The organism is Chromobacterium sp. FG22 (genome assembly GCF_057809415.1).
On record NZ_JBMDJX010000009.1, the window covers coordinates 30,989 to 51,864 of the forward strand.

A 20,876-nucleotide genomic window follows, 5' to 3' on the forward strand; every position below is an offset into this window, starting at 1 on the left:
CGGGTTTCCCTTAATTCAGCCAATGGCTGTAGACAGTGGATTTGTTTTGATGTGTCCGAATACTGTAACGTCCGAGAATTTGTTTGTCATCAAGCGCCGCGCGAGCGGAGAAGACGAACGGCGGCCATGTCCAGACGTGGCCGCCGTTGGCGGGGAGGGCGAGGGGCGGGGCCTTGGCAGCCGTTCACGGTAGGCTGCGCGGCCTAGGGCGCGACTCGGGGCGTGCCGCATTCGGAATGCTCATGCGTCCCATGAGCAAGGCCGCTTTTTCAGCGCTGGCTTTCAGCAGGTCGCGCCCCTGCGCGCGGCTTTGAACAGGCGCTTAGCAGCCGTCCAGCCCGCACATCGGCGGCAGCTCGGCCGAGCCTGAGAGGGGGGCGGCGCCGAGTTGCGCCAGGTGCTGGCTGAACATGTCCGGCTTGCCCAGATAGGAGCCCAGATCCAGGGCTTGGAAGCGGCCGTCCACTTCCAGCGCCGCGGACGGGAAGCCGCGCAAGCCCAGGCGGGTCATCAGCCGGCGGCTGTGGTCTATATGCTCGACGCTGCGCGCCAGACCGCCGGCGTAGGCGTCGGCGAAGCGGTCGGCGGACACGCCCAATTCGGCCGCTAGCCGGGCGAGCACCGCGACGTCGGCGATCTCAAGCCCGTGCAGGTAATGAGCGGCTTGCACGCGGGCCAGCATGGTCTGCGGCGCAATGCCCAGTTCCGGCGCGGCCAGGACTGCGGCGATGGGCGGCGTCGAGTCCAAACGCGCCTCGCTGCGCAGCAAGCCGTCGAAGTAGGCGTCGCCGAAGGGCTGGCCGCTGAGGGCGGCGATGCGGTGATCGTGCGGCATCACGTAGCCGCGCCACTCCAGGTTCACGCGGCGGTTGTGCGGCGCGCTGAGCATGCCGCCGCCGTGCAGCGCCAGTTCGACTTCCGGCCGCGCCGCGGCCGCCAGCAGCAGCGGCGAAGCGCCGTAGCACCAGCCGCACAGCGGATCGTAAAAGTAGTGCAGCCGGATCGTGGAGGCGCTTACCATTTCATCTCGCCCTTATTGACCTTGGCGCCGATCTCCAGCGACATGTCTTCGCCCGCTTGCGGGAAGGCTTGCTTCATCGCCTGGATCAACTGGGCGCTATTGGCCGATTTGGCCAGATTCAGTTCGAACTGCTGCAAGTACCGGCGGGTGAAGCGCACGGCGCTCAGATCGGTTTTGTCGCCCGCCTGCATGTGGCCGGGGACTACGATTTCCGGTTGCAGCGCTTCCATTTCATCCAGCTGCTTGATCCAGGCCTGGCGTTCGGCCGGACTCTGGGTGTCCGCGGTCCAGACGTGCATGCTGGGCGCGGTGACGCCGACATTGCCGACAATCGCGCGCAGGGACGGAATCCACACATAGCCGCGGTGCGCCAGCACGCCGCGCGCGCCCTTGATTTCCAGCGCCTTGCCTTCCAGTTCCAGACGTTCGCCTTTCAGCGCTTCGGGCAGCAGCGGCGCGCTGGGCGCGTTGACGCCCATTTGCGGGCTCCAGTAAGCGAGCTTGCCCTGGATATTGGCCTTGATCTTGGCCAGGGTCGGGCCGTTGCTGAGCACTTGGGCCTGCGGGAAGATCTTCTTCAGTTCGGCGGCGCCGAAGTAGTAGTCGGGATCGGCCTGGCTGATATAGATGGTTTTCAGTTGCTTGCCGCTGTCCAGCACCTTGGCGGCGATGCGGTGGGCGTCGGCTCGGGTGAAGCCGGTGTCGATCAGGATGGCGTCTTTCTCGCCGCTGACCAGGACCGAGCTGACATTGAAGCTATTGCCGTCGGCGTTGTAGATGGACAGTTTCAGCGGCGCGGCGACGGCGGCCGTTGCCGCCAGGGTCAGGGCGCCGGCGATCAGGGTTTGGCGGAACATCGATTCATTCTCCATATGGCCCGGCTTCTATCGCCGGCGGTGAGTAGGCTGGATTTCGACGCTCACTATAAAACGCGCGCTTAATGGGAATAAACCATCTAAATCGCAATAAATTGTTGCTTGTTTCGATCTAATTGGTCGGAGCCTCAGGGGCTTTCCATCGTCTACTCAGGCGCTGGGCCACGACGGGGGAGGGGATGGACGCTTGTTCAGACCGGCTCCAGGGATCGCGAGCAAGGGCGAGAGCTTGGGCGGCGTCTTAGACAGTTGCAGCCAAGACGGACTGAATGGGCTATGTTTCAGCCATAAAAGCGCGGAGGCCGGAATGTCGGATGGGCGCTGTAGGCGATGGCCCTGTTCTTGCTTGATGTTTGATGCGCCGCGGCATGCAATTTTTGTCGACTTGGGGCGCTATTTTGGGAGATTGTATCCATTCGAATCGCGAAAGCGAGCGAATGTTGTAATGCGAATTCTTTGATGGGCGTCTTTTCGAAAGCGAACATATTTTGCGCCAAAGCATGATCAAAATCTGAAAAACGACCTGCTGGCCCAGGGTTTTCCTTTATCCGGAGAAATTCAAAATTTCTTTGGCCGGTTTCGTCTTGTTTTTTTAAAAAATGCATAAAAAACAATGTATTATATTGTTTTTAAATGGGCTTGATTTGGTGCCGTTTTAACCAATCTTTAAGATTGACAGTCGCTGGAATCCGCCTACATAATCCGTTCGCCTGTCTGACAGAATCCAAATAATCAAGGCTCGTCCGGGCACTCAAGAACAGGCAGCAGCCAATAAGAGGGGAAACCCCGCAAGCTGCCGGTCGTCAATACAAAGGAGATCTCCCAACGTGGACATTTTTCTGCAACAAATCCTGAACGGTCTCGTTCTGGGTAGCATTTATGCGTTGATCGCATTGGGCTACACCATGGTGTACGGGATCATGGGGCTCATCAACTTCGCCCACGGCGAAGTGGTGATGTTCGGCGCCATGGTCACCATCTCCGTCGTCAACGCCTTGTCCGGTTCCGGCCTGCCCGGTCCCGCCCTGGTGCTGATTGGATTGCTGGTGGCGATTGCGGCCTGCATGCTGCTGGGCTTCACCGTAGAGCGCATCGCTTACCGTCCGCTGCGCGGCAAGCAAAGACTGGCGCCGCTGATCACCGCGATCGGCCTGTCCATCGTGCTGCAGCAGGTGGCCATCCTGATCTGGGGCCGCAACTACATTCCCTTCCCGCAAATCCTGGACCACGACGTGGTGTCCTTCTTCGGCGCCAGCATCACCAAGCTGCAGATCACCATCATCGTGCTGTGTCTGGTGATCATGGCAGGCCTGCTGCTGATGGTGGAGCGCACCAAGCTAGGCCGCGCGATGCGCGCCACCAGTCAGAACCCGGCGGTGGCCGGCCTGATGGGCGTCAACGTCAACACCATCATTTCCGCTACCTTCGTCATCGGCTCCAGCCTGGGCGCGGTGGCCGGCGTGATGGTGGCCACCAACTACGAGCAAGCTCATTACTATATGGGCTTCATGATTGGTCTGAAGGCCTTCACCGCCGCGGTGCTGGGCGGCATCGGCAATCTGGGCGGCGCGGTGGCCGGCGGCTTGCTGCTGGGCATCATCGAAAGCCTGGGCGCCGGCTATATCGGCACGCTGACCGGCGGCTTCCTCGGCTCCAACTATCAGGACATCATCGCCTTCATGGTGTTGATCATGGTGCTGATTTTCCGTCCGTCCGGCCTGCTGGGCGAAAAGATGGCCGACCGTGCCTGATCCTGGAGACGACATATCATGACCATGGCACTCAATATCAACAAGATGGACACCGGCAAGAAAGTCGGCCTGTTCGTGCTGTCCGCGGTGGCGATGGCGGTACTGCCTTTCCTGGTGGGCGGCCTGCTGGGCAACTCCTGGGTCCGCATCGTCGACTTCGCCTTGCTCTACGTGATGCTGGCGTTGGGCCTCAACATCGTGGTGGGCTTCGCCGGCTTGCTGGACTTGGGCTTCATCGCCTTCTACGCAGTGGGCGCCTACACCTTCGCCTTGCTGGGCTCGCCGCATTTCGGCCTGCATCTGCCGTTCTACATCACCATCCCCTTGGGCGCGGTGCTGGCGGCTTTCTGCGGCATCTTGCTGGGCACGCCGGTATTGCGGCTCAAGGGCGACTATCTGGCCATCGTGACGCTGGGCTTCGGGGAGATCGTGCGCATCTTCATGAACAACCTGAACACCCCGGTCAACATCACCAACGGTCCGCAGGGCATCAACCTGATCGATCCGATCAAGGTGGGCGGCGTATCGCTGGGCGAGACGATGGAGCTGTTCGGTCTGAGCTTCCACAGCGTTTATCTCTACTACTATCTGTTCCTGGCCCTGACCGTGGGCGTGGTGATCATGGCCTGGCGCTTGCAGCATTCGCGCATCGGCCGCGCCTGGGTGGCTCTGCGCGAAGACGACATCGCCGCCGCGGCGATGGGCATCAACATCCGCAACATCAAGTTGCTGGCCTTCGCCTTGGGCGCCTTGTCCGGCGGCGTGGCCGGCGGCCTGTTCGCGTCCTTCCAGGGCTTCGTGTCGCCGGAATCGTTCAGCTTGCTGGAATCCATCATGATTCTGGCGATGATCGTGCTGGGCGGCATGGGTCACATCCCGGGCGTGATTCTCGGCGCCGTGGTGCTGACCATCGCGCCGGAGATCCTGCGCGAAGTGATAGGCCCGCTGCAGATGAAAACCTTCGGCAAAATGCTGATCGATCCGGAGAACGCCCGCATGCTGTTGTTCGGCTTGGCGATGGTGGTGATGATGCTGGTGCGGCCGGAGGGCATGTGGCCGTCCAAGCGCCGTAAAGCCGAGTTCCGTGACGATAGAGAAGCCGCAGGGCAGAAAGGCTGAGCCATGGCTGAAGTTTTGCTGAAGATAGAAGGCATCCATAAACGCTTTGGCGGCCTGCACGCGCTCAACAACGTGGCGCTGACCATCAACAAGGGCGAGATTTACGGCCTGATCGGCCCCAACGGCGCGGGCAAGACCACGCTGTTCAACGTGTTGACCGGCTTGTACGTGCCGGACGAAGGCGCGTTCGAGTTCGACGGCCACAATCTGTTCCAACAGAAGCCGCACGTGGTGGTGGCCGCCGGCATCGCCCGCACCTTTCAGAACATCCGTCTGTTCGCCGAAATGACGGCCTTGGAAAACGTGATGGTGGGGCGTCACATTCGCTCCAAGGCCGGCGCCTTGGGCGCGGTGCTGCGCGACAGACGCACCATGGCTGAAGAAAAGGCGATCACCGACAAGGCCTGGGAACTGCTGGAATACGTGGGCATCGCCGATGTGGCGCATGAGCGCGCCCGCAACCTGTCCTACGGCCATCAGCGCCGGCTGGAAATCGCGCGCGCGCTGGCCACCGAGCCCAAGCTGCTGGCGCTGGACGAGCCGGCCGCCGGCATGAACCCGCGCGAGACCGAGGAACTGAAGACCCTGATGTCCAAAATCCGCGCCGGAGGCGTGACCGTGCTGCTGATCGAGCACGACGTCAAACTGATGATGGGTTTGTGCGACCGCATTGCGGTGCTGGACTACGGCAAGAAGATTGCCGAAGGCGTTCCCGAAGAGGTGCGCAAGAACCCGAAAGTGATTGAGGCCTACCTGGGAGCGGCACACGCATGAGCATTTTGGAAGTCAAAGACCTGCAAGTGGCCTATGGCGGCATTCAGGCGGTCAAGGGCGTCGATTTTCACATCGAGCAGGGCGAGTTGGTGACCCTGATCGGCGCCAACGGCGCCGGCAAGACCACCACGCTGAAAACCCTGGTGGGCATGGTGAAAAAATCCGGCGGCAGCATTCACTATGACGGCAAGGACATCTCCACCATCGCGCCGCACAACTTCGTGCGCCACGGCCTGGCCATGGTGCCGGAGGGCCGCGGGGTGTTCGCCAAGCTGACGGTGGAAGAGAACCTGTTGATGGGCGCTTATTATCGCGACGACAAGGCCGCGATCCTGAGCGAAGCCGAGCGGGTGTACGAGTTGTTCCCGCGCCTGAAGGAGCGGCAGAAGCAACTGGCCGGCACCTTGTCCGGCGGCGAACAGCAGATGGTGGCCATGGGCCGCGCCATGCTGTCCAAGCCCAAGCTGCTGTTGCTGGACGAACCGTCCATGGGCCTGGCGCCCATCATCGTGGAGAAGATCTTCGAGATCATCCAGATGGTGGCCAAGGAAGGCGTGACCATGCTGCTGGTGGAGCAGAACGCCAAGCTGGCGCTGGAGGTGTCGCAGCGCGGCTATGTGATGGAAAGCGGCCGCATCACCATGAGCGGCCAGGCCAAGGATCTGCTCAACGACGAGCGCGTGCGCAACGCCTATCTGGGCGAGTGAGTTCGCCGCGCGTCGCCAAACCCCGGACTTGTCCGGGGTTTTTTGTTTTCAGAGCGCGGCGTCGATGGCGGCTTGCAACATGGCCTGCACGCCCGGATGCTGCAGCCGGCGGCGGTTGGCGATGGCGTAATAATGCTCCCAGACCCCGTCGACCTCGCCCAGCGCCTGCGGCGCGTTCGCGTCGCCGGCGCTGGGCGCCGTGCTGGGAAACAGGCCGAAGCCTTGGCGGCCGAAGGCGTCCAGCAAGGCGCCGTCGTCGAACTCCGCGACGATGTCCGGCTTGATCCGGCGCTCCTCGAACCACTGGTCCAACTGGCTGCGCAGCACATGATGGCGGCTGGGCAAGAGCATGGGCGCCTGGTTCAGGCTGGCGGGGAAGCCTTCGGCGTAGCGCCGCCACAGTTCGGCCGCGCCGGCTATCATCACCGGGCAGCGCATCAGCAGCCAGGATTGAAAAGGCTGCGATCCGCCGGCCGCCATCGGCCGATCCGCCAGCACCACGTCCAGCCGGTGGCGGGTCAGGTCGGCCAGCAACTCGTCGAAATCGCCTTCGCCGCATTGCAGCCTGACCTTGGCGTCCAGCCGCAGCGCCGGTTCCAGCAGCTTGAGCGCGATGGCCTTGGGCAGCACGTCCGAGATGCCCGCCGCCAGGCGGATGGTCTTGTCCAACTGCGCGTCTTCCAGCGTTTCCTGCAATTCCTCGCCCAGCATGAAGATCTGATCGGCGTAGCGCAGCGTCACATGGCCGGCCTCGGTCAGAACCAGCTGGCGTCCCTGTTGTCGGAACAAGGTTCGCTCCAGGCTCTGTTCCAGCCGCGAAATCTGGCCGCTGACGGTTTGAGCGCTGACGCCCAATTGTTCCGCCGCGCGGGTGACGCCGCCGGCGTGGGCGACCGCCCAGAAGTAATGCAGATGCTTGAAGTTGATCCGTTCGGACATAATGGTTCGAAAAAACTTGATGTATTTTCTGATTATATTTGATTTTTTCCGAGGGACGCAGCGTCTAGAATGCACTGTGTCGGGCGTTCCTCGGAATGTCGTCGAATTCAACGCAAGGGCCAACACCATGAAACGAGTCATCCTATTAATCGCCACCAACATCGCCGTGATGGTGGTGCTGAGCATTGTGGCCAGCTTGTTGGGGCTGAACCGCTTCATGACGGGCAACAGCCTGAACCTGGGCACGCTGCTGGGCTTCGCCGCGGTGATGGGTTTCGGCGGCGCCTTCATCTCGCTGATGCTGTCCAAGACCATGGCCAAGTGGAGCACCGGCGCGCGCGTGATCGAAACCCCGAGCAACGACACCGAACGCTGGCTGGTGCACACCGTGCAGAAGCTGGCCAGCCGCGCCAACCTGCCGATGCCGGAAGTGGCGGTGTACGAGGGCGAGCCCAACGCCTTCGCCACCGGCCCGAGCAAATCCAACTCGCTGGTGGCGGTGTCCACCGGTCTGCTGGCCTCGATGACGGAAGAAGAAGTGGAAGCGGTGCTGGCGCACGAAGTCGCCCACATCCAGAACGGCGACATGGTGACGCTGACGCTGATCCAGGGCGTGGTCAACACCTTCGTGTTCTTCCTGGCGCGCGTGGTCGGCTATCTGGTGGACAACTTTTTGCGCCGCAACGACGAAGAATCCAGCGGCCCGGGCATTGGCTATATGGTCACTGTGATCGTCTGTGAGATCGTGTTCGGCATCCTGGCCTCCGCCATCGTGATGTATTTCTCGCGTCAGCGCGAATTCCGCGCCGACGCCGGCGCGGCCACTCTGCTGGGCGGCGCGCGTCCCATGGTCAACGCCTTGCGCCGTCTCGGCGGCGTCGCCGCCGGCGACCTGCCGCAGAATATGGCGGCCTCCGGCATCTCCGGCGGGCGCGGCGGCCTGATGGCGCTGTTCTCCAGCCATCCCAGCATTGAGGAGCGCATCGGCGCGCTGGAACACGGTCGTTAAGCTTTGATCCGCCTCCGCGGCAGCGGAGGCGGCTGATGTGAATTCAGGCCCCGGGGCGGCTCGCTCGGCCCGGGGCCTTTCTATTGCCTAAAGGAATGCTTATGGAATGGTTGAGCGCCGGCTTCGCCGGCTACCCCTTGTGGGTGTGGTTGATGTTCATGGCGATTGTGCTGGCTCTGCTGGCTTTCGATCTGGGCGTGCTGCACAAAGAGGAAAAGGAGATCGGGGTCAAGGAAAGCCTGATGCTGTCGGCTTTCTACATCGGCGTCGGCCTGGCCTTCGGCGGCTGGATCTGGTGGTATCAGGGCGCGGACGCCGGCATGCAGTACCTGACCGGCTATGTGGTGGAGAAGTCGCTGTCCATGGACAACGTCTTCGTGATGTCGCTGATCTTCTCCAGCCTGGCGGTGCCGCGCTTGTACCAGCACCGGGTGCTGTTCTGGGGCATTCTCGGCGTGATCGTGATGCGGGCCTTGATGATAGGCCTGGGTGCGGCGCTGGTGGCGCAGTTCCAGTGGGTGCTGGTTTTGTTCGGCCTGTTCCTGATCGCCACCGGGATCAAGATGCTGTTTTCCGACGACGAGCACGCGCCCATCCAGGAAAACCGCATGTACCAATGGCTGCGCGGCCACCTGCGGCTGACGCCGGACTTGCACGGCAAACAGTTTCTGGTGCGCGGCGAGGCGCATGGCTTGGCTCGCGGCTGGTGGGCGACGCCGCTGCTGTTGGCGCTGATCATGGTGGAGAGCGCCGACCTGGTGTTCGCGGTGGACAGCATCCCGGCCATCTTCGCCATCACCCAGGACCCGTTCCTGGTCTACACCTCCAACATCTTCGCGATCCTGGGCCTGCGCGCGCTGTACTTCGCGTTGGCGGCGATGGTGCATCGCTTCCATTATCTGAAGTACGCCTTGTCGCTGGTATTGGTGATGATAGGCGTCAAAGTGGGTCTGGTGTTCTTCAACGACGTGGGCTGGGTGACGTTCAAGATCCCCACTGCCTGGTCCTTGGCGGCGACGCTGGGTCTGTTGCTGGCGGGCGTGCTGTATTCGCTGCACAAGACGCGCGATCAGAACCCCAACGATTGAGGCGGACGCATAGTTCGCGCCGGAGCAGGGCTCCGGCGGGCAAGGGAAACCGGCCATGCGCGATGCGCGTGGCCGGTTTTTTGTAAACCTTCTGTAAACCTCTCTCATTTGGCCACGATTTCTCCCTCAGCCCGGCGGGCGGGCGCGGTATCCTTAGAGCCGCTAACCAAACCTCGCAGAGAAGCTGAGCCTAGGCGCGCCGACGCAGGCAGTACAAGTCGTACGGCCAGGAGGCGCAAGGCAGGATCAGGGCTTGGGTTAGCGGGTCTTATAATAAAGCCGCAATGGAGGTGAGCTGTTATGACTGTCGAAGTGCCAAGATTGCTGGTGGTGGATGACGACCCCGACCTGCGCGACCTGCTGCGCGACTACCTGGGCAAGCAGGGTTTCGCCGTCGACGCCGTCGGCGACGGCCAGGCCATGCATCAGGCGATTGCCGCGCAGAACTACAATATGTTGATTCTGGACCTGATGTTGCCGGGCGAGGATGGCCTGACCCTGTGCCGCAATCTGCGCGAGCGCTCCTGCATGCCCATCCTGATGCTGACCGCGCGCGGCGACGAGCTGGACCGCATCATCGGCCTGGAAATGGGGGCCGACGATTATCTGACCAAGCCGTTCAGCCCGCGCGAGCTGCTGGCGCGGATCAAGAGCATTCTGCGCCGGGTGTCGGATCAGCCGGCGAACGCGGCCAGCGTGCGCCGGCTGCGTTTCGCCGGCTGGACGCTGGACCTGAACGCCCAGCATCTGCTGGACGAGGCCGGAGTGGTCACTCCGCTGTCCGGCGGCGAATTCAAACTGCTGCAGGCCTTGGCGGAAAACGCCAACGCGGTGATGTCGCGGGATCAACTGATGGAGGCGATGAACGGCAAGGAGGCCGGACCGTTCGACCGCACCGTCGACGTGATGATAGGGCGGGTGCGCCGCCGGCTGGGCGAGGACGCGCGCGAACCCGTGCTGCTCAAGACCATACGCAGCGGCGGCTATATGCTGGCCTGCGAGGTGGAAGCCTTGCGATGAGGTGGTTGCCGCGCACATTGTATGGCCAGATTTCGCTGACGCTGGTGGGGGGCTTGCTGCTGGCCAACGCCTTGGGCATTTATTTCATTCTCAGCGACCGCGACCGCTTGAGCAATTCCTTGCGCGTGCAATACACCGCGCAGCACATCGCCGACATCGTCAATCTGTTGGACGAGTGTCCAAGCAAATATCGGGAACAGGTGATTTCCGCCCTGAACCAGCCCACGCTGCTGGTGCGCATGGACCGGTTCTGGGAGCAGCCAGAAAATACGCTGAGCCGGCATGGCCGCTCGTTTCAGCAATTGATCAAGCGCGATCTGATCAAGCCTTATCAGCTGCAGGTGTTGTCCAAGCAGCAGGACTCGTCGGCAGGCGGCCGCGCGGCCTTGATCGATAGGGTGGGCGGGTTGGGGATGAAAAATTTCACGCCCACGCGGGACGCCGGCCTTGCCGGCTCCATCGTCGGCGAAGAACTGACCGCTCTGGGTCCGCTGGCCGAATTCAAGACCCATCTGGCCACGGTGCAGGCCAGGCTGAGCGACGGCACGGTATTGACCTTCAACGCCTCGCGGCCCATTTCGCTGGCCGATCAGCCCATCCGCATCCTGGCCTGGCTGCTGCTGGTGGCCTTGACCGCCGCTATTCTGGGCGCCTGGGCGGTGCGGCAGCTGATCCGGCCGCTGGGCCTGTTCGCGCAGGCGGCCCGAGGCCTGGCCAGCAATCTTAATCAGGCGCCCTTGCCGGAAACCGGCTCCGAAGAAGTGGCGGAAGCCGCCCGAACCTTCAACCGGATGCAGACCGAGCTGCAGCGCCTGCTGAAAACCCGCAATCAGATGCTGGCCGGCGTGTCGCACGATCTGCGTTTACCCATCACCCGCATCCGTCTGCGCCTGGAAGGGCTGGCCGAGTCGTCGGAAAAGCAGGCGATAGAGCGCGACCTGCTGGAAATGGACCAATTGATCAACGACTCGCTGACCTATCTGCGCGGCGGCTGCGGCAGCGAGCAGGTGGTGAAGCTGAATCTCAACGCTTTGCTGGAAAGCGTGGTGGAGGATATGGAGGCTTTCGGCGCCGACATCCAACTGCACAGCGAAGCGGTGGCGCCGGTCGCCGGCAAGGTCGGCGCCTTGCGCCGTTGCCTGGGCAATCTGCTGGAGAACGCGCGCCGTTACGGCGGCGCGGGGATCGAGGTCAGCCTGCGGCAGCGGGGAGACTGGGTGGAAGTGCGGATTCAGGACCAGGGGCCGGGCATCGCCGAGGCGGAGCTGGAACGGGTGATGGAGCCTTATGTCCGCTTGGAGGACTCCAGGGCGCGCCATACCGGGGGCAGCGGCCTGGGCCTGGCCATCGCGCGGGCGATTGCGCGCGACCATGGCGGCGATCTCAAACTGAACAACCGGCCTCAGGGCGGTTTGTGCGTGAAACTGAGTTTGCCGGCCGGACATTGAACGCATTGATCTTGTGGCGAGCCGCACTAGCGCGGCTTTTTTCTTGTCTTATCGCCGGGGTGTGATGAGAGAGGGGGCGGGTGAGCGGTTTTGTATCTGCCGAATTCTCAAAATTTACGATGTGTTCACACTCTATTTACATTAAAGCCGTATTGTAAATGGACATTTACAAAGTGATTGATTACAATCAGTGTCAGAATTCACTGATACAGATTCTTTTTCGCTTCTTTGAATTCGAGTCAAGTCTATCCAATCTTCAGCCCGCCGCGTGCGGGCATTTTTTTGCTCAAATGCTTGTAGTTAATGAATTTTAACAAGTTGAGAGTGAAACTTCGCCTGAGTGTTCCAGTCTGATTGCCTGAAGTCTGATGTTGTTTTTTTGACACTACTGTTGTTTAATGACCACAAGTTTGCATGGCTAGTTGCAAATGTGAAACACAGCAACTAGTATTCGCTCACTTCCTAAGTAAACAAGAAGGATAGCCACATCATGAAAAAAAGTCTGATCGCTCTGATGGTTGCCACTCTGCCGGCAGCCGCTTTCGCCGACGTAACCGTGTTCGGTACCATCAAAGGCGGCGTTGAATACGTCGACAGCAGCAAGGGCACCAAGCAAACCAATATCGACGACCTGGGTTCCCGTATTGGTTTCAAAGGCAATGAAGATCTGGGCAATGGCCTGAAAGCCATCTGGCAAGTTGAAACCGGCTTCGGCATCGACGGCCAGAGCCGCACCGGCGAAAGCAGCGGTTCCTTCGCCAGCCGCGAATCCTTCGTGGGTCTGTCCTCCAACTTCGGTACCTTCCGTCTGGGTCACCTGGCCAACTACGGCGAGTCCGACATGGCTCAAGTTAACCCGTGGGAAAGCAGCAGCAACGCGCTGCAACTGAATGCCTTCACCCGCGGCGACGGCTATGTTAAGAACGCCGTGCGTTTCGACACCCCGGAATTCGCCGGCTTCAAGGCTGCCTTCCTGTACGGTACCAAGGAAGACAAGCGCGGTTTCGATAGCAACGCTAACGCTGTTCAGAACAACGATCGCGAAACCTACAACCTGGGCCTGTCCTACGAGAACAGCGGCTTCTTCGGCAAGTACCAGTACATCCACGAAAGCCCGGTTACCGTTGCTCAGAGCGGTGGCAGCAAGGCCAACAACAAGCACCGCATCGAAGCCGGCTACAACGCCAACAACATCTTCGTGGCGCTGGGCTATCGCAATGACAAGGGCGACGCCACCGTGACGCCGGAGTACTTCTTGGCTGACTTGGGCACCGCTACTGACGGTCGCAAGTACGAATCGCAAGAATACGCGCTGACCGCCGGCTACCAAATCGGCGCCTTCATGCCCAAGTTCACCTACGCTCAGTCCAAAGACGCGAAGATTGACGGCGTGAAGAAAGATAACAGCGGCTACAAGCAGTACCTGCTGGGCGTTGACTACAGCCTGTCCAAGCGCACCACCGTGGGCGCTCAGTACGGCGAAATCAAGGCTGACAGCGCTTACCTGAAGAGCAATGGTCAGTCCACCGACAAGATCAAGGCCTTCGGTCTGAACGTCGTACACAAGTTCTAAGCGTTACGGGCTAGACGTAAAGCTGCGAACAGTTTGGAATGCCGCCCCTGGCAACAGGGGCGGCATTTTTCATGTCCGGCGCTCGGCAAGCGGCTCGCCGTGGGCGGCGACGAGGTCGGCGACGAAGGCCTGCAGCGTCGGATTGGGATGGCCGCGTTTGCGGGTGACCAGTTGGAATTCGGCCAGATAGCGCCAGCGCGCCGGGTCCAGCGCTCGCAGCAAGTCCCGCTCCGCCAGCGGCGTGGCATAGTGTTCCGGCAAAAAGCCCAGATGATGGCCGGACAGAATCAGGGCGGCGATCGCCTCCATATTGTCGGCGCGGGCGCTGATGCGCCAATCCGCCACCGGCAGCCCGGTATCCGGCAGCGGATAGCTGCGCCAGGCCCAGTCATGGGCGGCCAGCTCGGCGGGGCCAAGCGCGCCGGCCTGCGGGAACAGCGGATGGTCGCGGCCGCAGTAGGCCAGCTGCCGTTCGACGAATAGCGGCCGGTACTCCAGTTGGGGCGCACGATGCCAGCAATAGCCGATGCCCAGATGAATCCCGCCCGACAGCAGCGCCTCCTCCAGGCCGCCCGGCGGCAACATAGACAGAATCAACTCCACTGCTTGCGGCCGCGCGCGAAAGCGCCGGATCGCCGCCGACAGCCGCGTATTGGCGCCCAGGGCGGTATGGCCGATCACGCCGATGCGCAATTGCCCGACCAACTGCCGGTCCAGTTGGCGGGCTTCCCGACAGAATAATTCCATCGATTCGGACAGCTGCCGGCTGGCGGCCAGCAGGCGCTCGCCCTTGGCGGTCAGCGCGAAGCCGCCGCGGCCGCGCTCGCACAGCCTATAGCCCAGCCGGGTTTCCAGCGCCGCCAGTTGATTGCTGATGGTGGACTGGCTGATGTTCAGCGTGCCCTGCGCGGCGGAGACGCCGCCAGCCTCGACCACGGCCTGAAACACGCGGATCAGCCGCAAATCCATATTGCTTAAGGTATTGAGCATGGGCCTCCGCGCCGGCGGCGCAATGAGTGGGCACCCGCTGATTAATACATTCATTTTTATCCATGTAAACCGTGGCGTTTGGTGATGTTAGCCGGAGAGGCGGCCGCATAGACTGCGTGATCCCATCCATCAAGACGCAGGAGGTCTTATGTCCGCCCCTTTGCTCAACCAGCCGCTGAGCGGCAATGCGATGCCGCGTTTCGGCGGCGTCGCCAGCATGATGCGCCTGCCTCTGCGCGACAGCGCCGCCGGCCTGGACGCCGCCTTCATCGGCCTGCCGCTGGATATCGGCACCTCAAACCGCAGCGGCACCCGCTTTGGCCCGCGTGAAATCCGCAGCCAGTCGGCGCTGCTGCGCCCCTACAACCTGGGCAGCGGCGCCGCGCCGTTCGAACGGCTGCAAGTGGCGGACCTCGGCGATGTCGCCACCAATCCCTATAACCTGGCGGACAGCGTGGCGCGGATCGAGGCCGCCTACGATCTGGCGTTGCGGCACCCGGTACGTTTGCTGGGCATGGGCGGAGACCACACCGTCACCTTGCCGGCGCTGCGCGCGCTGGCGCGCAAGCATGGCCCGCTGGGCTTGGTGCACGTGGACGCTCATGCCGACGTCAACGACGAGATGTTCGGCGAGAAGATCGCGCACGGCACCACCTTCCGCCGCGCCTGGGAGGAGGGGCTGCTGGCCGAGGGGCGGGTGGTCCAGATTGGTCTGCGCGGCAGCGGCTACGGGGCGGCGGATTTCGACTGGTCGCGCCAGCGCGGTTTTCGGGTGGAGACGGCGGAGCAATGCTGGCATCGCTCGCTGGCGCCGTTGATGGCCGAGGTGCGCGCGCAGCTGGGAGCGGCGCCGGCGTATCTGAGTTTCGATATCGACGGCATCGACCCGGCGTTCGCGCCCGGCACCGGCACGCCGGAAGTGGGCGGCCTGAGTTCGGCGCAGGCCTTGGAAATCGTGCGCGGCTGCCGGGGCCTGGATCTGGTGGGCGGCGATCTGGTCGAGGTGTCGCCGCCGTATGACGCCAGCGGCAACACCGCTTTGCTGGGCGCCAATCTGCTGTTCGAAATGCTGTGCGTTTTGCCCGCGCCGGCGCGCTAAGCCGCGCTGATTCCATGCCCGCGAGCGCCGGAGAATGCGCCGCGGTCCCGAGAACAAGAGGAGAACGAGATGAGTCTGGATCTATTGACGGTGGCCGCCTATATCGGCGCCATGTTGTGGCTGGGTTGGCTGGGCATGCGGCGGGCCAGCGACCGGGAGCAGTACCTGGTGGCGGGGCGCAATCTGGGGCCGATGATGTATATGGGCACCATGGCGGCGACAGTGCTGGGCGGCGCCTCCACCGTGGGCACGGTCCGGCTGGGCTATGTTTACGGCATTTCCGGCTTTTGGTTGTGCGCGGCGCTGGGCAGCGGCATCGTGGTGCTCAATCTGTTTCTGGCCAAGCCGTTGCTGCGCTTGCGGGTTTTCACGGTCACCCAGGTGCTGGAGCGCCGCTATCATCCGCTGGCGCGCAAGGCCAGCGCGCTGGTGATGTTGTCGTACGCGCTGATGATCTGCGTGACTTCGGTGTTGGCGATAGGCACGGTGATGCAGGTGCTGTTCGAGCTGCCGTTCTGGCTGGCCGTCGTCATCGGCGGCGGCGTTGTGGTGATTTACTCGGCGATTGGCGGCATGTGGTCGCTGACCTTGACCGACATCGTGCAATTCGTCATCAAGACGGTTGGCCTGATGCTGGTGCTGCTGCCCATCTGTCTGTGGCGGGCGGGCGGTTGGGAGCAACTGGCCGTCCGGCTGCCGGCGTCCGCGTTCAGCTTCGAGGGCCTGGGCTGGGGCACGGTGCTGACGTATTTCCTGATCTATTTTTTCGGCATCCTCATCGGTCAGGACGTATGGCAGCGGGTGTTCACCGCGCGCGACGACAAGGTGGCGCGCTATGCCGGCAGCGCCGCCGGCCTGTATTGCCTGTTGTACGGTTTGGTCTGCGCGCTGATAGGCATGGCGGCCGGAGCTGGAGAACCCTAACAACGCTTTCGCCGCCGTCGTCAAAGGGGTGTTGCCGGACGGCGTGCGCGGCTTGGTGATCGCGGCGGCGCTGGCGGCGATGATGTCCACCGCCAGCGCCGCCTTGCTGGCCGCATCGACCACCTTGACGGAGGACTTGTTGCCGGGAGGGCGCGCCGGTTTACGCCGCAACCGGGTGGCCACCTTGCTGGCCGGGGCCTTGGTCCTGCTGCTGGCGATGCGGGTGAATGACGTGATCCAGGCGCTGACCCTGGCCTACAACCTGCTGGTGGGCAGCATGCTGGTGCCGTTGTTGGCGGCGATCTGCTGGCCGCGGGCGACGACCGCCGGCGCGGTGAGCGCCATGATGGGCGGTTTGGGCGCGGCGGTGTTCTTCATGCTGCGGGACGGTCTGGACGCCAATACGCCGATTTATTTCAGCTTGCTGACCAGCGCCGGCCTGATGCTGGCGTTCAGCCTGGCGGACGGACGTGCGCGGCCGCGCCCGGCGCGGGAGTAGCCGCCCGTCGTCGGCCGTTCAGGCCAGCAGCTTGGCCACCGCGCCGATGGCTTTGGCGGTCAGCTTGATGGTGTCGCCCACGCGTTGCAGCTGCCGCCCGGCGTGATCGGCCGCCTCGGTCGCCGCTTGCAGCGCGGCGATCGCGTTGCGGAAGTCGTCGGTGTCGGCGTTCAGATCCCGCGCGATCAGCGCCAGGGTCTGGTTGGCCAATTCATCCTGTTGCGCCAGCAAGGCGCGGCTGTCCGCGCCCAGGCTGGCGACGGCCAGATTGTTGATGCGGGATGCCAGGCCGCTGACAAGCTCGGTGACTCGGTGGCTGTCCATATGCTGCCTCCTTTATTTGGCGGGCAGGTCGCGATAAAAATTGCGCAGCCGCCTGGCTTCGGCGGCGAAGTCGCGCAGCGCTTGCAGCTTGGACTGGGGCGCGTCCAGGCTTTGCAGCAACTGGCGGTTGGTGTCGGGAAAACCCTGAATCGCCTTGTCGCTGGCTTGCAGCGCGGCCTCGATCTGCTCGAATTCGCGTAGCCGGTCGGAGATGGCGAGGTCGAATTGGTAGCGCTCCCAGCTGCCGTAGGGCGGTCGGCTGAAATTGGCGTGACGCAGCAGGCTGTCCCTGAGCACGCTCAGATAGCCGGGCAGCGCGCTCAAGACGCGGTGGCTGCTGACGGCCAGCCGGTCCAGTCCGGGCTGGGCGGTGGCCATGGTGTCGCGCAGCGCGTTCTTGCGTTGCGCGGTGGTGAGCTGGCGGCCCAGCGCATCGGCCGCGGTGGCCAGAATCTTGGCGGCGGCCTCGTCGCCGCCGCGCAGTTTGAGATCCTGAACGCTGTCGGCCAAGTCCTGGGCGGCGGCGTCGACCCGGGCCTCGGCCTCCCGGTCTCCAGCCAGGCTGCGCAGAGTTCGGGCGTATTTTTCCAGCGCGTCCAACGTCGCCTGCAACTGCGCCAGAGCGGGGGCAAGATCGTAGCTGGCGCCGTTGCCGGCTTGCGGGCGGAAGGTGTCCGCGCGCAGCGGCGCGTTGGGCGCGGTGAGCACCGCGTTGAGCCGCGCATTCTGCTGGATGCGCGCAAAGGTGCCGGCGGAGCTTTGCGTGACGCTGCGGGCGGCGTTGTCGAAATCGGCGAATGGCGTGTCCGGGGCGTTGGCGCAGGCGGCCAGCAGCAGCGGCAGCAAAGGCAGCAGGCGGAAGAAAGGGCTGGCGGACATGGCGCTGCTCCATCGGCAGGCGGGCGCTGACGCGACCGCGCGGTTTGCGGGATGAAACGTGCGCGGACGCTATGGCGGGCGCATGTCGTGGTATAGACGATCCGTTGTTGCAGCGAGCCTGTACCAATGATATGGCAATGAAAAGGGCGCTCCGGTACTCCCTTTGGTTTGGCCGTTTTCATCGTTCTATCGAGGTCGGCTAGGGTGGTTCCTTCACGCGTGAGCGCATCTAAGCGGGTTTCGAGCTTTATCATTAGCGCCGTGGTGGCGAATGACGAGCATATCGACATCTGAGCGCAGGCTTGGCAACAAGCTGCACAGGCCAGTCGATTGCCGGCGGCCCGCCAGAACTTCGGCGATGCTGAGTTCGGTCGCCCGGTGCGTTGCGGAAATGTCACCGGCAGCTATGCCGCAACTGGCTTGGCCGGAGGCGGTTTTGGGCGACGGAGGCGCGACTTGATAGCGGGTAAAATATTGGTCTTACTGGTAATGCCAGTTAGACCAGTGTAGTTTGCCGTTTATGACTAATCATGTTTTTGATCGCCTGGCCGCCATGTTCACTTCTTCCAAACTGGGCGATGTCGCCGCCCGCAATATTCTTGATGCCATCAAGCGCGGCGTCTGGTTGCCTGGAGAGATGCTGCCGTCGCAGCGCGATCTGGCAGAGCAGTTTGGCATAAGCCGCCCGCCGCTGCGCGAGGCGATTTCGGTGCTTGAGGCCTTGGGCTTTGTCCGCTCCCATCCCGGCAAGGGGGTGTTTGTGCTTAGCACCGATCCCCAGGGTGAGCCGTTGGCGCAGCCGACGGTGCGTCCGGAGGACGTGTTTCAACTGCGCTTGGCGCTGGAGCCATTCGTGGTGGGCTTGGTCGCGCAGTCGATAACTTCCGAAGAACTGATGCAGTTGCGGCTAACGCTGCTGGATATGCGTGAGGCGCTGGCTGCGGGCGAAATGGCTGCGGTGGTGGAGGCGGATATTTTGTTCCACCGGCAGTTGGTGGGATTTAGCCGCAACCCAGTGTTCAAGCAGTCGATGGAGCAGGCCAGCGAGGCCATTGGTCACGCCCGCGCCATCATGCTGGCGCGACCGCAGGAGTTACAGGCGGCGTTGATTGAGAAAGAGGCCATTTTGCGGGCCATCAAGGCGCATAACAGCGCGGCGGCCAGCGCCGCCATGCAACAGCACATCATTCATGCTTGCGAACGCTTGGGGATTCCGGTTCGTGGCACGTCTGTCGTCTGGTCACAACAAGGGGAGGGTGGTACCTAAGCCAGTTGGATGTTGGAAGCCGTTTCCGGAAGGCCGCCGCGTCAACCGTCTTGGCCTGGATGACTTGTCTGGGCGGCTTCTCGCCATACCTCCTCATTAGGAGAAAGGGAAGCCATGCTGCGTTTGACTAAGAAGTCGTTGTTTGTACGAGTCATGATCGGACTTGTCCTCGGCATCTGCGCCGGCTTGTTGTGGCCGGAACAGGCTCTACAGTTGAAACCGTTGGGAGATGGTTTTATCAAGCTGATCAAGATGCTGATCGTGCCGATTGTATTCTGTGTGGTGGTGAGCGGTATTACCGGTGCCGGTGACTTGAAAAAAGTGGGCCGGGTGGGTTTGAAGGCCATTGTGTATTTTGAGCTGGTCACGACTCTGGCTCTGGCTTTGGGCTTGCTGTTGGCCCTGCATAGCAGCATCGGTCTGGGGATGAACGTGGATGTCGGCTCCTTGGATACCCAAGCGATGGCCGCCTACACCGATAGAGCCCAGGCTTTGCAGCATGGCAGCACCTGGTCGTTTTTCATGAACTTGATTCCCGGCACGGTGTTTGGCGCGTTGGCCTCGGGCGATATCTTGCAGGTGTTGGTGTTTGCCTTATTGTTTGGTTGCGCCTTGAATCTAGTGCGCGATTCCGCTGGCGGAGTGATTCGGCTGGTGCATGAGGCGGGCCATGTGTTTTTCAAGCTGATCGGTCTGGTGGTGCAATTGGCGCCGCTGGGAGTGTTCGGCTCCATTGCCTTTACCACCGCCAGTTACGGGGTATCGTCCTTGCAGCAGTTGGGTGGTCTGGTGCTGATGTTTTATCTCACTTGCGCTTTGTTTGTTCTGGTGGTGCTGGGGACTATTTTGCAATTGGCGGGTCTTAACATCGTAGCATTTTTACGCTATCTGAAAGACGAGTTATCGATCGTGGTGGGGACGGCCTCGTCCGACGCGGTGTTGCCGCAAGTCATGCAAAAGCTTGAACATCTGGGCATCGGCAATGCCACCGTGGGCCTGGTGATTCCCACCGGTTATTCGTTCAATCTCGATGGTTTTTCCATTTATCTTACCCTGGCGGCGGTGTTTATCGCCCATGCCACCAATACGCCGCTGTCCAATTACGATTTGTTGACCATTCTCGCGGTGTCGTTGGTGACCTCCAAGGGCGCGCATGGAATTCCTGGCTCTGCCTTGGTGATTCTGTCGGCGACTCTGTCGGCAATACCCGCCATTCCGGTGATCGGGCTGGTGTTGGTGTTGTCGGTGGACTGGTTCATGGGCATTGCTCGGGCGTTGACCAATTTAATCGGCAATTGCGTGGCCGCGGTGGTGGTGGCGCGCTGGGAGCGGGATATGGACTTGGAGCGGGCGCGCAATGTGCTGAGACGCAAGCAGGGTTATGAATATGTGGCGGAGCCGGCTGTCAGCGTCGGTTCCTTGGTGGATCGTTGAAGCAGGTTTTAGCGGTGGTGGCTTTAGCGCGTCTCCATTTTGGCGGGGCGCCATAGGCGTTGCGGATAGTTCGAACGGGGCAGCAATATCTGGGAGCCTTCCCCGGTTGATGTGCTGGAGAAGTCATAAAAAATGC

General features: G+C 62.2%; 21 protein-coding genes. 14 read left to right on the top strand and 7 right to left on the bottom strand.

The window, feature by feature from the left end:
- Nucleotides 1-322: 322 nt before the first annotated feature.
- The 3 genes from ACODSD_RS10780 to ACODSD_RS10790 form a co-directional block, all read right to left on the bottom strand.
- A complete protein-coding gene (locus tag ACODSD_RS10780) occupies nucleotides 323-1,021 on the bottom strand; it encodes a DsbA family protein (protein ID WP_488877354.1) in 699 nt (232 codons plus the stop codon).
- Complete coding sequence (locus ACODSD_RS10785; protein WP_488877355.1) at nucleotides 1,015-1,878, bottom strand: MBL fold metallo-hydrolase; 864 nt, start codon at nucleotides 1,876-1,878, stop codon at nucleotides 1,015-1,017. Before ACODSD_RS10785 ends, ACODSD_RS10780 begins: the two co-directional genes overlap by 7 nt.
- A gap of 299 nt (nucleotides 1,879-2,177) precedes the next feature.
- Entirely contained in the window at nucleotides 2,178-2,501 is a 324-nt protein-coding gene (locus tag ACODSD_RS10790) for a hypothetical protein (protein ID WP_488877356.1), read from the bottom strand.
- A gap of 222 nt (nucleotides 2,502-2,723) precedes the next feature.
- Here ACODSD_RS10790 and ACODSD_RS10795 point away from each other — a divergent pair, with 222 nt between their 5' ends.
- Genes ACODSD_RS10795 through ACODSD_RS10810 form a run of 4 tightly spaced genes read left to right on the top strand, consistent with a single transcriptional unit; the run spans nucleotide 2,724 to nucleotide 6,247 of the window.
- Complete coding sequence (locus ACODSD_RS10795; RefSeq protein WP_107798612.1) at nucleotides 2,724-3,647, top strand: branched-chain amino acid ABC transporter permease; 924 nt, start codon at nucleotides 2,724-2,726, stop codon at nucleotides 3,645-3,647.
- An 18-nt stretch (nucleotides 3,648-3,665) separates the two neighbouring features.
- Entirely contained in the window at nucleotides 3,666-4,766 is a 1,101-nt protein-coding gene (locus tag ACODSD_RS10800) for an ABC transporter permease subunit (protein ID WP_107798613.1), read from the top strand.
- 3 nt (nucleotides 4,767-4,769) lie between these two features.
- Complete coding sequence (locus ACODSD_RS10805) at nucleotides 4,770-5,540, top strand: ABC transporter ATP-binding protein (RefSeq protein ID WP_107798614.1); 771 nt, start codon at nucleotides 4,770-4,772, stop codon at nucleotides 5,538-5,540.
- Nucleotides 5,537-6,247, top strand: a complete 711-nt coding sequence (locus ACODSD_RS10810) for an ABC transporter ATP-binding protein (RefSeq protein WP_227104321.1) — start codon at nucleotides 5,537-5,539, stop codon at nucleotides 6,245-6,247. The genes ACODSD_RS10805 and ACODSD_RS10810 overlap by 4 nt, the downstream gene beginning before the upstream one ends.
- A gap of 48 nt (nucleotides 6,248-6,295) precedes the next feature.
- Here the strand turns inward: ACODSD_RS10810 and ACODSD_RS10815 are convergent, their stop codons facing one another.
- Nucleotides 6,296-7,186 (bottom strand): LysR family transcriptional regulator, encoded by an 891-nt coding sequence (locus ACODSD_RS10815; RefSeq protein ID WP_107798616.1) that lies wholly within the window; start codon nucleotides 7,184-7,186, stop codon nucleotides 6,296-6,298.
- 127 nt (nucleotides 7,187-7,313) lie between these two features.
- On the opposite strand from ACODSD_RS10815, the gene htpX reads away from it, so the two are divergent.
- From htpX to ACODSD_RS10840, 5 genes are all read left to right on the top strand, one after another.
- On the top strand, nucleotides 7,314-8,195 hold the full coding sequence (gene htpX, locus ACODSD_RS10820; RefSeq protein ID WP_227104316.1) for a protease HtpX: 882 nt from the start codon (nucleotides 7,314-7,316) through the stop codon (nucleotides 8,193-8,195).
- A 101-nt stretch (nucleotides 8,196-8,296) separates the two neighbouring features.
- Nucleotides 8,297-9,283, top strand: a complete 987-nt coding sequence (locus ACODSD_RS10825; RefSeq protein ID WP_107732454.1) for a TerC family protein — start codon at nucleotides 8,297-8,299, stop codon at nucleotides 9,281-9,283.
- A gap of 300 nt (nucleotides 9,284-9,583) precedes the next feature.
- Complete coding sequence (locus tag ACODSD_RS10830) at nucleotides 9,584-10,303, top strand: response regulator (protein WP_107798618.1); 720 nt, start codon at nucleotides 9,584-9,586, stop codon at nucleotides 10,301-10,303.
- A complete protein-coding gene (locus ACODSD_RS10835; RefSeq protein WP_107798619.1) occupies nucleotides 10,300-11,751 on the top strand; it encodes an ATP-binding protein in 1,452 nt (483 codons plus the stop codon). The genes ACODSD_RS10830 and ACODSD_RS10835 overlap by 4 nt, the downstream gene beginning before the upstream one ends.
- A gap of 490 nt (nucleotides 11,752-12,241) precedes the next feature.
- Nucleotides 12,242-13,324, top strand: coding sequence for a porin (locus ACODSD_RS10840; RefSeq protein WP_488877357.1), 1,083 nt, complete (start codon nucleotides 12,242-12,244; stop codon nucleotides 13,322-13,324).
- Nucleotides 13,325-13,393: 69 nt separating this feature from the next.
- Here the strand turns inward: ACODSD_RS10840 and ACODSD_RS10845 are convergent, their stop codons facing one another.
- Nucleotides 13,394-14,314, bottom strand: coding sequence for a LysR family transcriptional regulator (locus tag ACODSD_RS10845; protein ID WP_488877358.1), 921 nt, complete (start codon nucleotides 14,312-14,314; stop codon nucleotides 13,394-13,396).
- A gap of 148 nt (nucleotides 14,315-14,462) precedes the next feature.
- Here ACODSD_RS10845 and speB point away from each other — a divergent pair, with 148 nt between their 5' ends.
- The 3 genes from speB (at nucleotide 14,463) to ACODSD_RS10860 (ending at nucleotide 16,836) form a co-directional block, all read left to right on the top strand.
- On the top strand, nucleotides 14,463-15,413 hold the full coding sequence (gene speB / locus ACODSD_RS10850; protein WP_107798622.1) for an agmatinase: 951 nt from the start codon (nucleotides 14,463-14,465) through the stop codon (nucleotides 15,411-15,413).
- 69 nt (nucleotides 15,414-15,482) lie between these two features.
- A complete protein-coding gene (locus tag ACODSD_RS10855; protein WP_488877359.1) occupies nucleotides 15,483-16,337 on the top strand; it encodes a sodium:solute symporter family transporter in 855 nt (284 codons plus the stop codon).
- Between the two features lie 28 nt (nucleotides 16,338-16,365).
- The gene (locus ACODSD_RS10860; protein WP_488877360.1) at nucleotides 16,366-16,836 is read left to right on the top strand and encodes a sodium:solute symporter family transporter; all 471 of its coding nucleotides are present in this window, start codon (nucleotides 16,366-16,368) and stop codon (nucleotides 16,834-16,836) included.
- A gap of 18 nt (nucleotides 16,837-16,854) precedes the next feature.
- On the opposite strand, the gene ACODSD_RS10865 is transcribed toward ACODSD_RS10860, so the two are convergent.
- Together ACODSD_RS10865 and ACODSD_RS10870 are read right to left on the bottom strand one after the other, a co-directional pair.
- Nucleotides 16,855-17,160 carry a hypothetical protein gene (locus ACODSD_RS10865; protein WP_107798624.1) on the bottom strand — a complete coding sequence of 102 codons (306 nt, stop codon included), beginning with the start codon at nucleotides 17,158-17,160 and terminating at the stop codon, nucleotides 16,855-16,857.
- Nucleotides 17,161-17,172: 12 nt separating this feature from the next.
- Complete coding sequence (locus ACODSD_RS10870; protein WP_486635602.1) at nucleotides 17,173-18,039, bottom strand: hypothetical protein; 867 nt, start codon at nucleotides 18,037-18,039, stop codon at nucleotides 17,173-17,175.
- A gap of 520 nt (nucleotides 18,040-18,559) precedes the next feature.
- On the opposite strand from ACODSD_RS10870, the gene ACODSD_RS10875 reads away from it, so the two are divergent.
- Both ACODSD_RS10875 and dctA read left to right on the top strand, forming a co-directional pair.
- The gene (locus ACODSD_RS10875; protein WP_486635601.1) at nucleotides 18,560-19,306 is read left to right on the top strand and encodes a FadR/GntR family transcriptional regulator; all 747 of its coding nucleotides are present in this window, start codon (nucleotides 18,560-18,562) and stop codon (nucleotides 19,304-19,306) included.
- Nucleotides 19,307-19,420: 114 nt separating this feature from the next.
- Nucleotides 19,421-20,740: a C4-dicarboxylate transporter DctA gene (dctA, locus tag ACODSD_RS10880; RefSeq protein ID WP_488877361.1), complete on the top strand. Its 1,320-nt coding sequence runs from the start codon at nucleotides 19,421-19,423 to the stop codon at nucleotides 20,738-20,740.
- Nucleotides 20,741-20,876 lie beyond the last annotated feature (136 nt).

What these genes read in the sequence shown, in the direction of transcription:
- dctA (WP_488877361.1), top strand. Translation starts at nt 19,421, where the DNA reads ATGCTGCGTTTGACTAAGAAGTCGTTGTTTGTACGAGTCATGATCGGA.
- ACODSD_RS10785 (WP_488877355.1), bottom strand. Translation starts at nt 1,878, where the DNA reads ATGTTCCGCCAAACCCTGATCGCCGGCGCCCTGACCCTGGCGGCAACG.
- ACODSD_RS10805 (WP_107798614.1), top strand. Translation starts at nt 4,770, where the DNA reads ATGGCTGAAGTTTTGCTGAAGATAGAAGGCATCCATAAACGCTTTGGC.
- ACODSD_RS10875 (WP_486635601.1), top strand. Translation starts at nt 18,560, where the DNA reads ATGACTAATCATGTTTTTGATCGCCTGGCCGCCATGTTCACTTCTTCC.
- ACODSD_RS10780 (WP_488877354.1), bottom strand. Translation starts at nt 1,021, where the DNA reads ATGGTAAGCGCCTCCACGATCCGGCTGCACTACTTTTACGATCCGCTG.
- ACODSD_RS10840 (WP_488877357.1), top strand. Translation starts at nt 12,242, where the DNA reads ATGAAAAAAAGTCTGATCGCTCTGATGGTTGCCACTCTGCCGGCAGCC.
- ACODSD_RS10790 (WP_488877356.1), bottom strand. Translation starts at nt 2,501, where the DNA reads ATGCATTTTTTAAAAAAACAAGACGAAACCGGCCAAAGAAATTTTGAA.
- ACODSD_RS10835 (WP_107798619.1), top strand. Translation starts at nt 10,300, where the DNA reads ATGAGGTGGTTGCCGCGCACATTGTATGGCCAGATTTCGCTGACGCTG.
- ACODSD_RS10855 (WP_488877359.1), top strand. Translation starts at nt 15,483, where the DNA reads ATGAGTCTGGATCTATTGACGGTGGCCGCCTATATCGGCGCCATGTTG.
- ACODSD_RS10865 (WP_107798624.1), bottom strand. Translation starts at nt 17,160, where the DNA reads ATGGACAGCCACCGAGTCACCGAGCTTGTCAGCGGCCTGGCATCCCGC.
- ACODSD_RS10800 (WP_107798613.1), top strand. Translation starts at nt 3,666, where the DNA reads ATGACCATGGCACTCAATATCAACAAGATGGACACCGGCAAGAAAGTC.
- ACODSD_RS10830 (WP_107798618.1), top strand. Translation starts at nt 9,584, where the DNA reads ATGACTGTCGAAGTGCCAAGATTGCTGGTGGTGGATGACGACCCCGAC.
- speB (WP_107798622.1), top strand. Translation starts at nt 14,463, where the DNA reads ATGTCCGCCCCTTTGCTCAACCAGCCGCTGAGCGGCAATGCGATGCCG.
- ACODSD_RS10810 (WP_227104321.1), top strand. Translation starts at nt 5,537, where the DNA reads ATGAGCATTTTGGAAGTCAAAGACCTGCAAGTGGCCTATGGCGGCATT.
- ACODSD_RS10815 (WP_107798616.1), bottom strand. Translation starts at nt 7,186, where the DNA reads ATGTCCGAACGGATCAACTTCAAGCATCTGCATTACTTCTGGGCGGTC.
- ACODSD_RS10845 (WP_488877358.1), bottom strand. Translation starts at nt 14,314, where the DNA reads ATGCTCAATACCTTAAGCAATATGGATTTGCGGCTGATCCGCGTGTTT.
- htpX (WP_227104316.1), top strand. Translation starts at nt 7,314, where the DNA reads ATGAAACGAGTCATCCTATTAATCGCCACCAACATCGCCGTGATGGTG.
- ACODSD_RS10870 (WP_486635602.1), bottom strand. Translation starts at nt 18,039, where the DNA reads ATGTCCGCCAGCCCTTTCTTCCGCCTGCTGCCTTTGCTGCCGCTGCTG.
- ACODSD_RS10825 (WP_107732454.1), top strand. Translation starts at nt 8,297, where the DNA reads ATGGAATGGTTGAGCGCCGGCTTCGCCGGCTACCCCTTGTGGGTGTGG.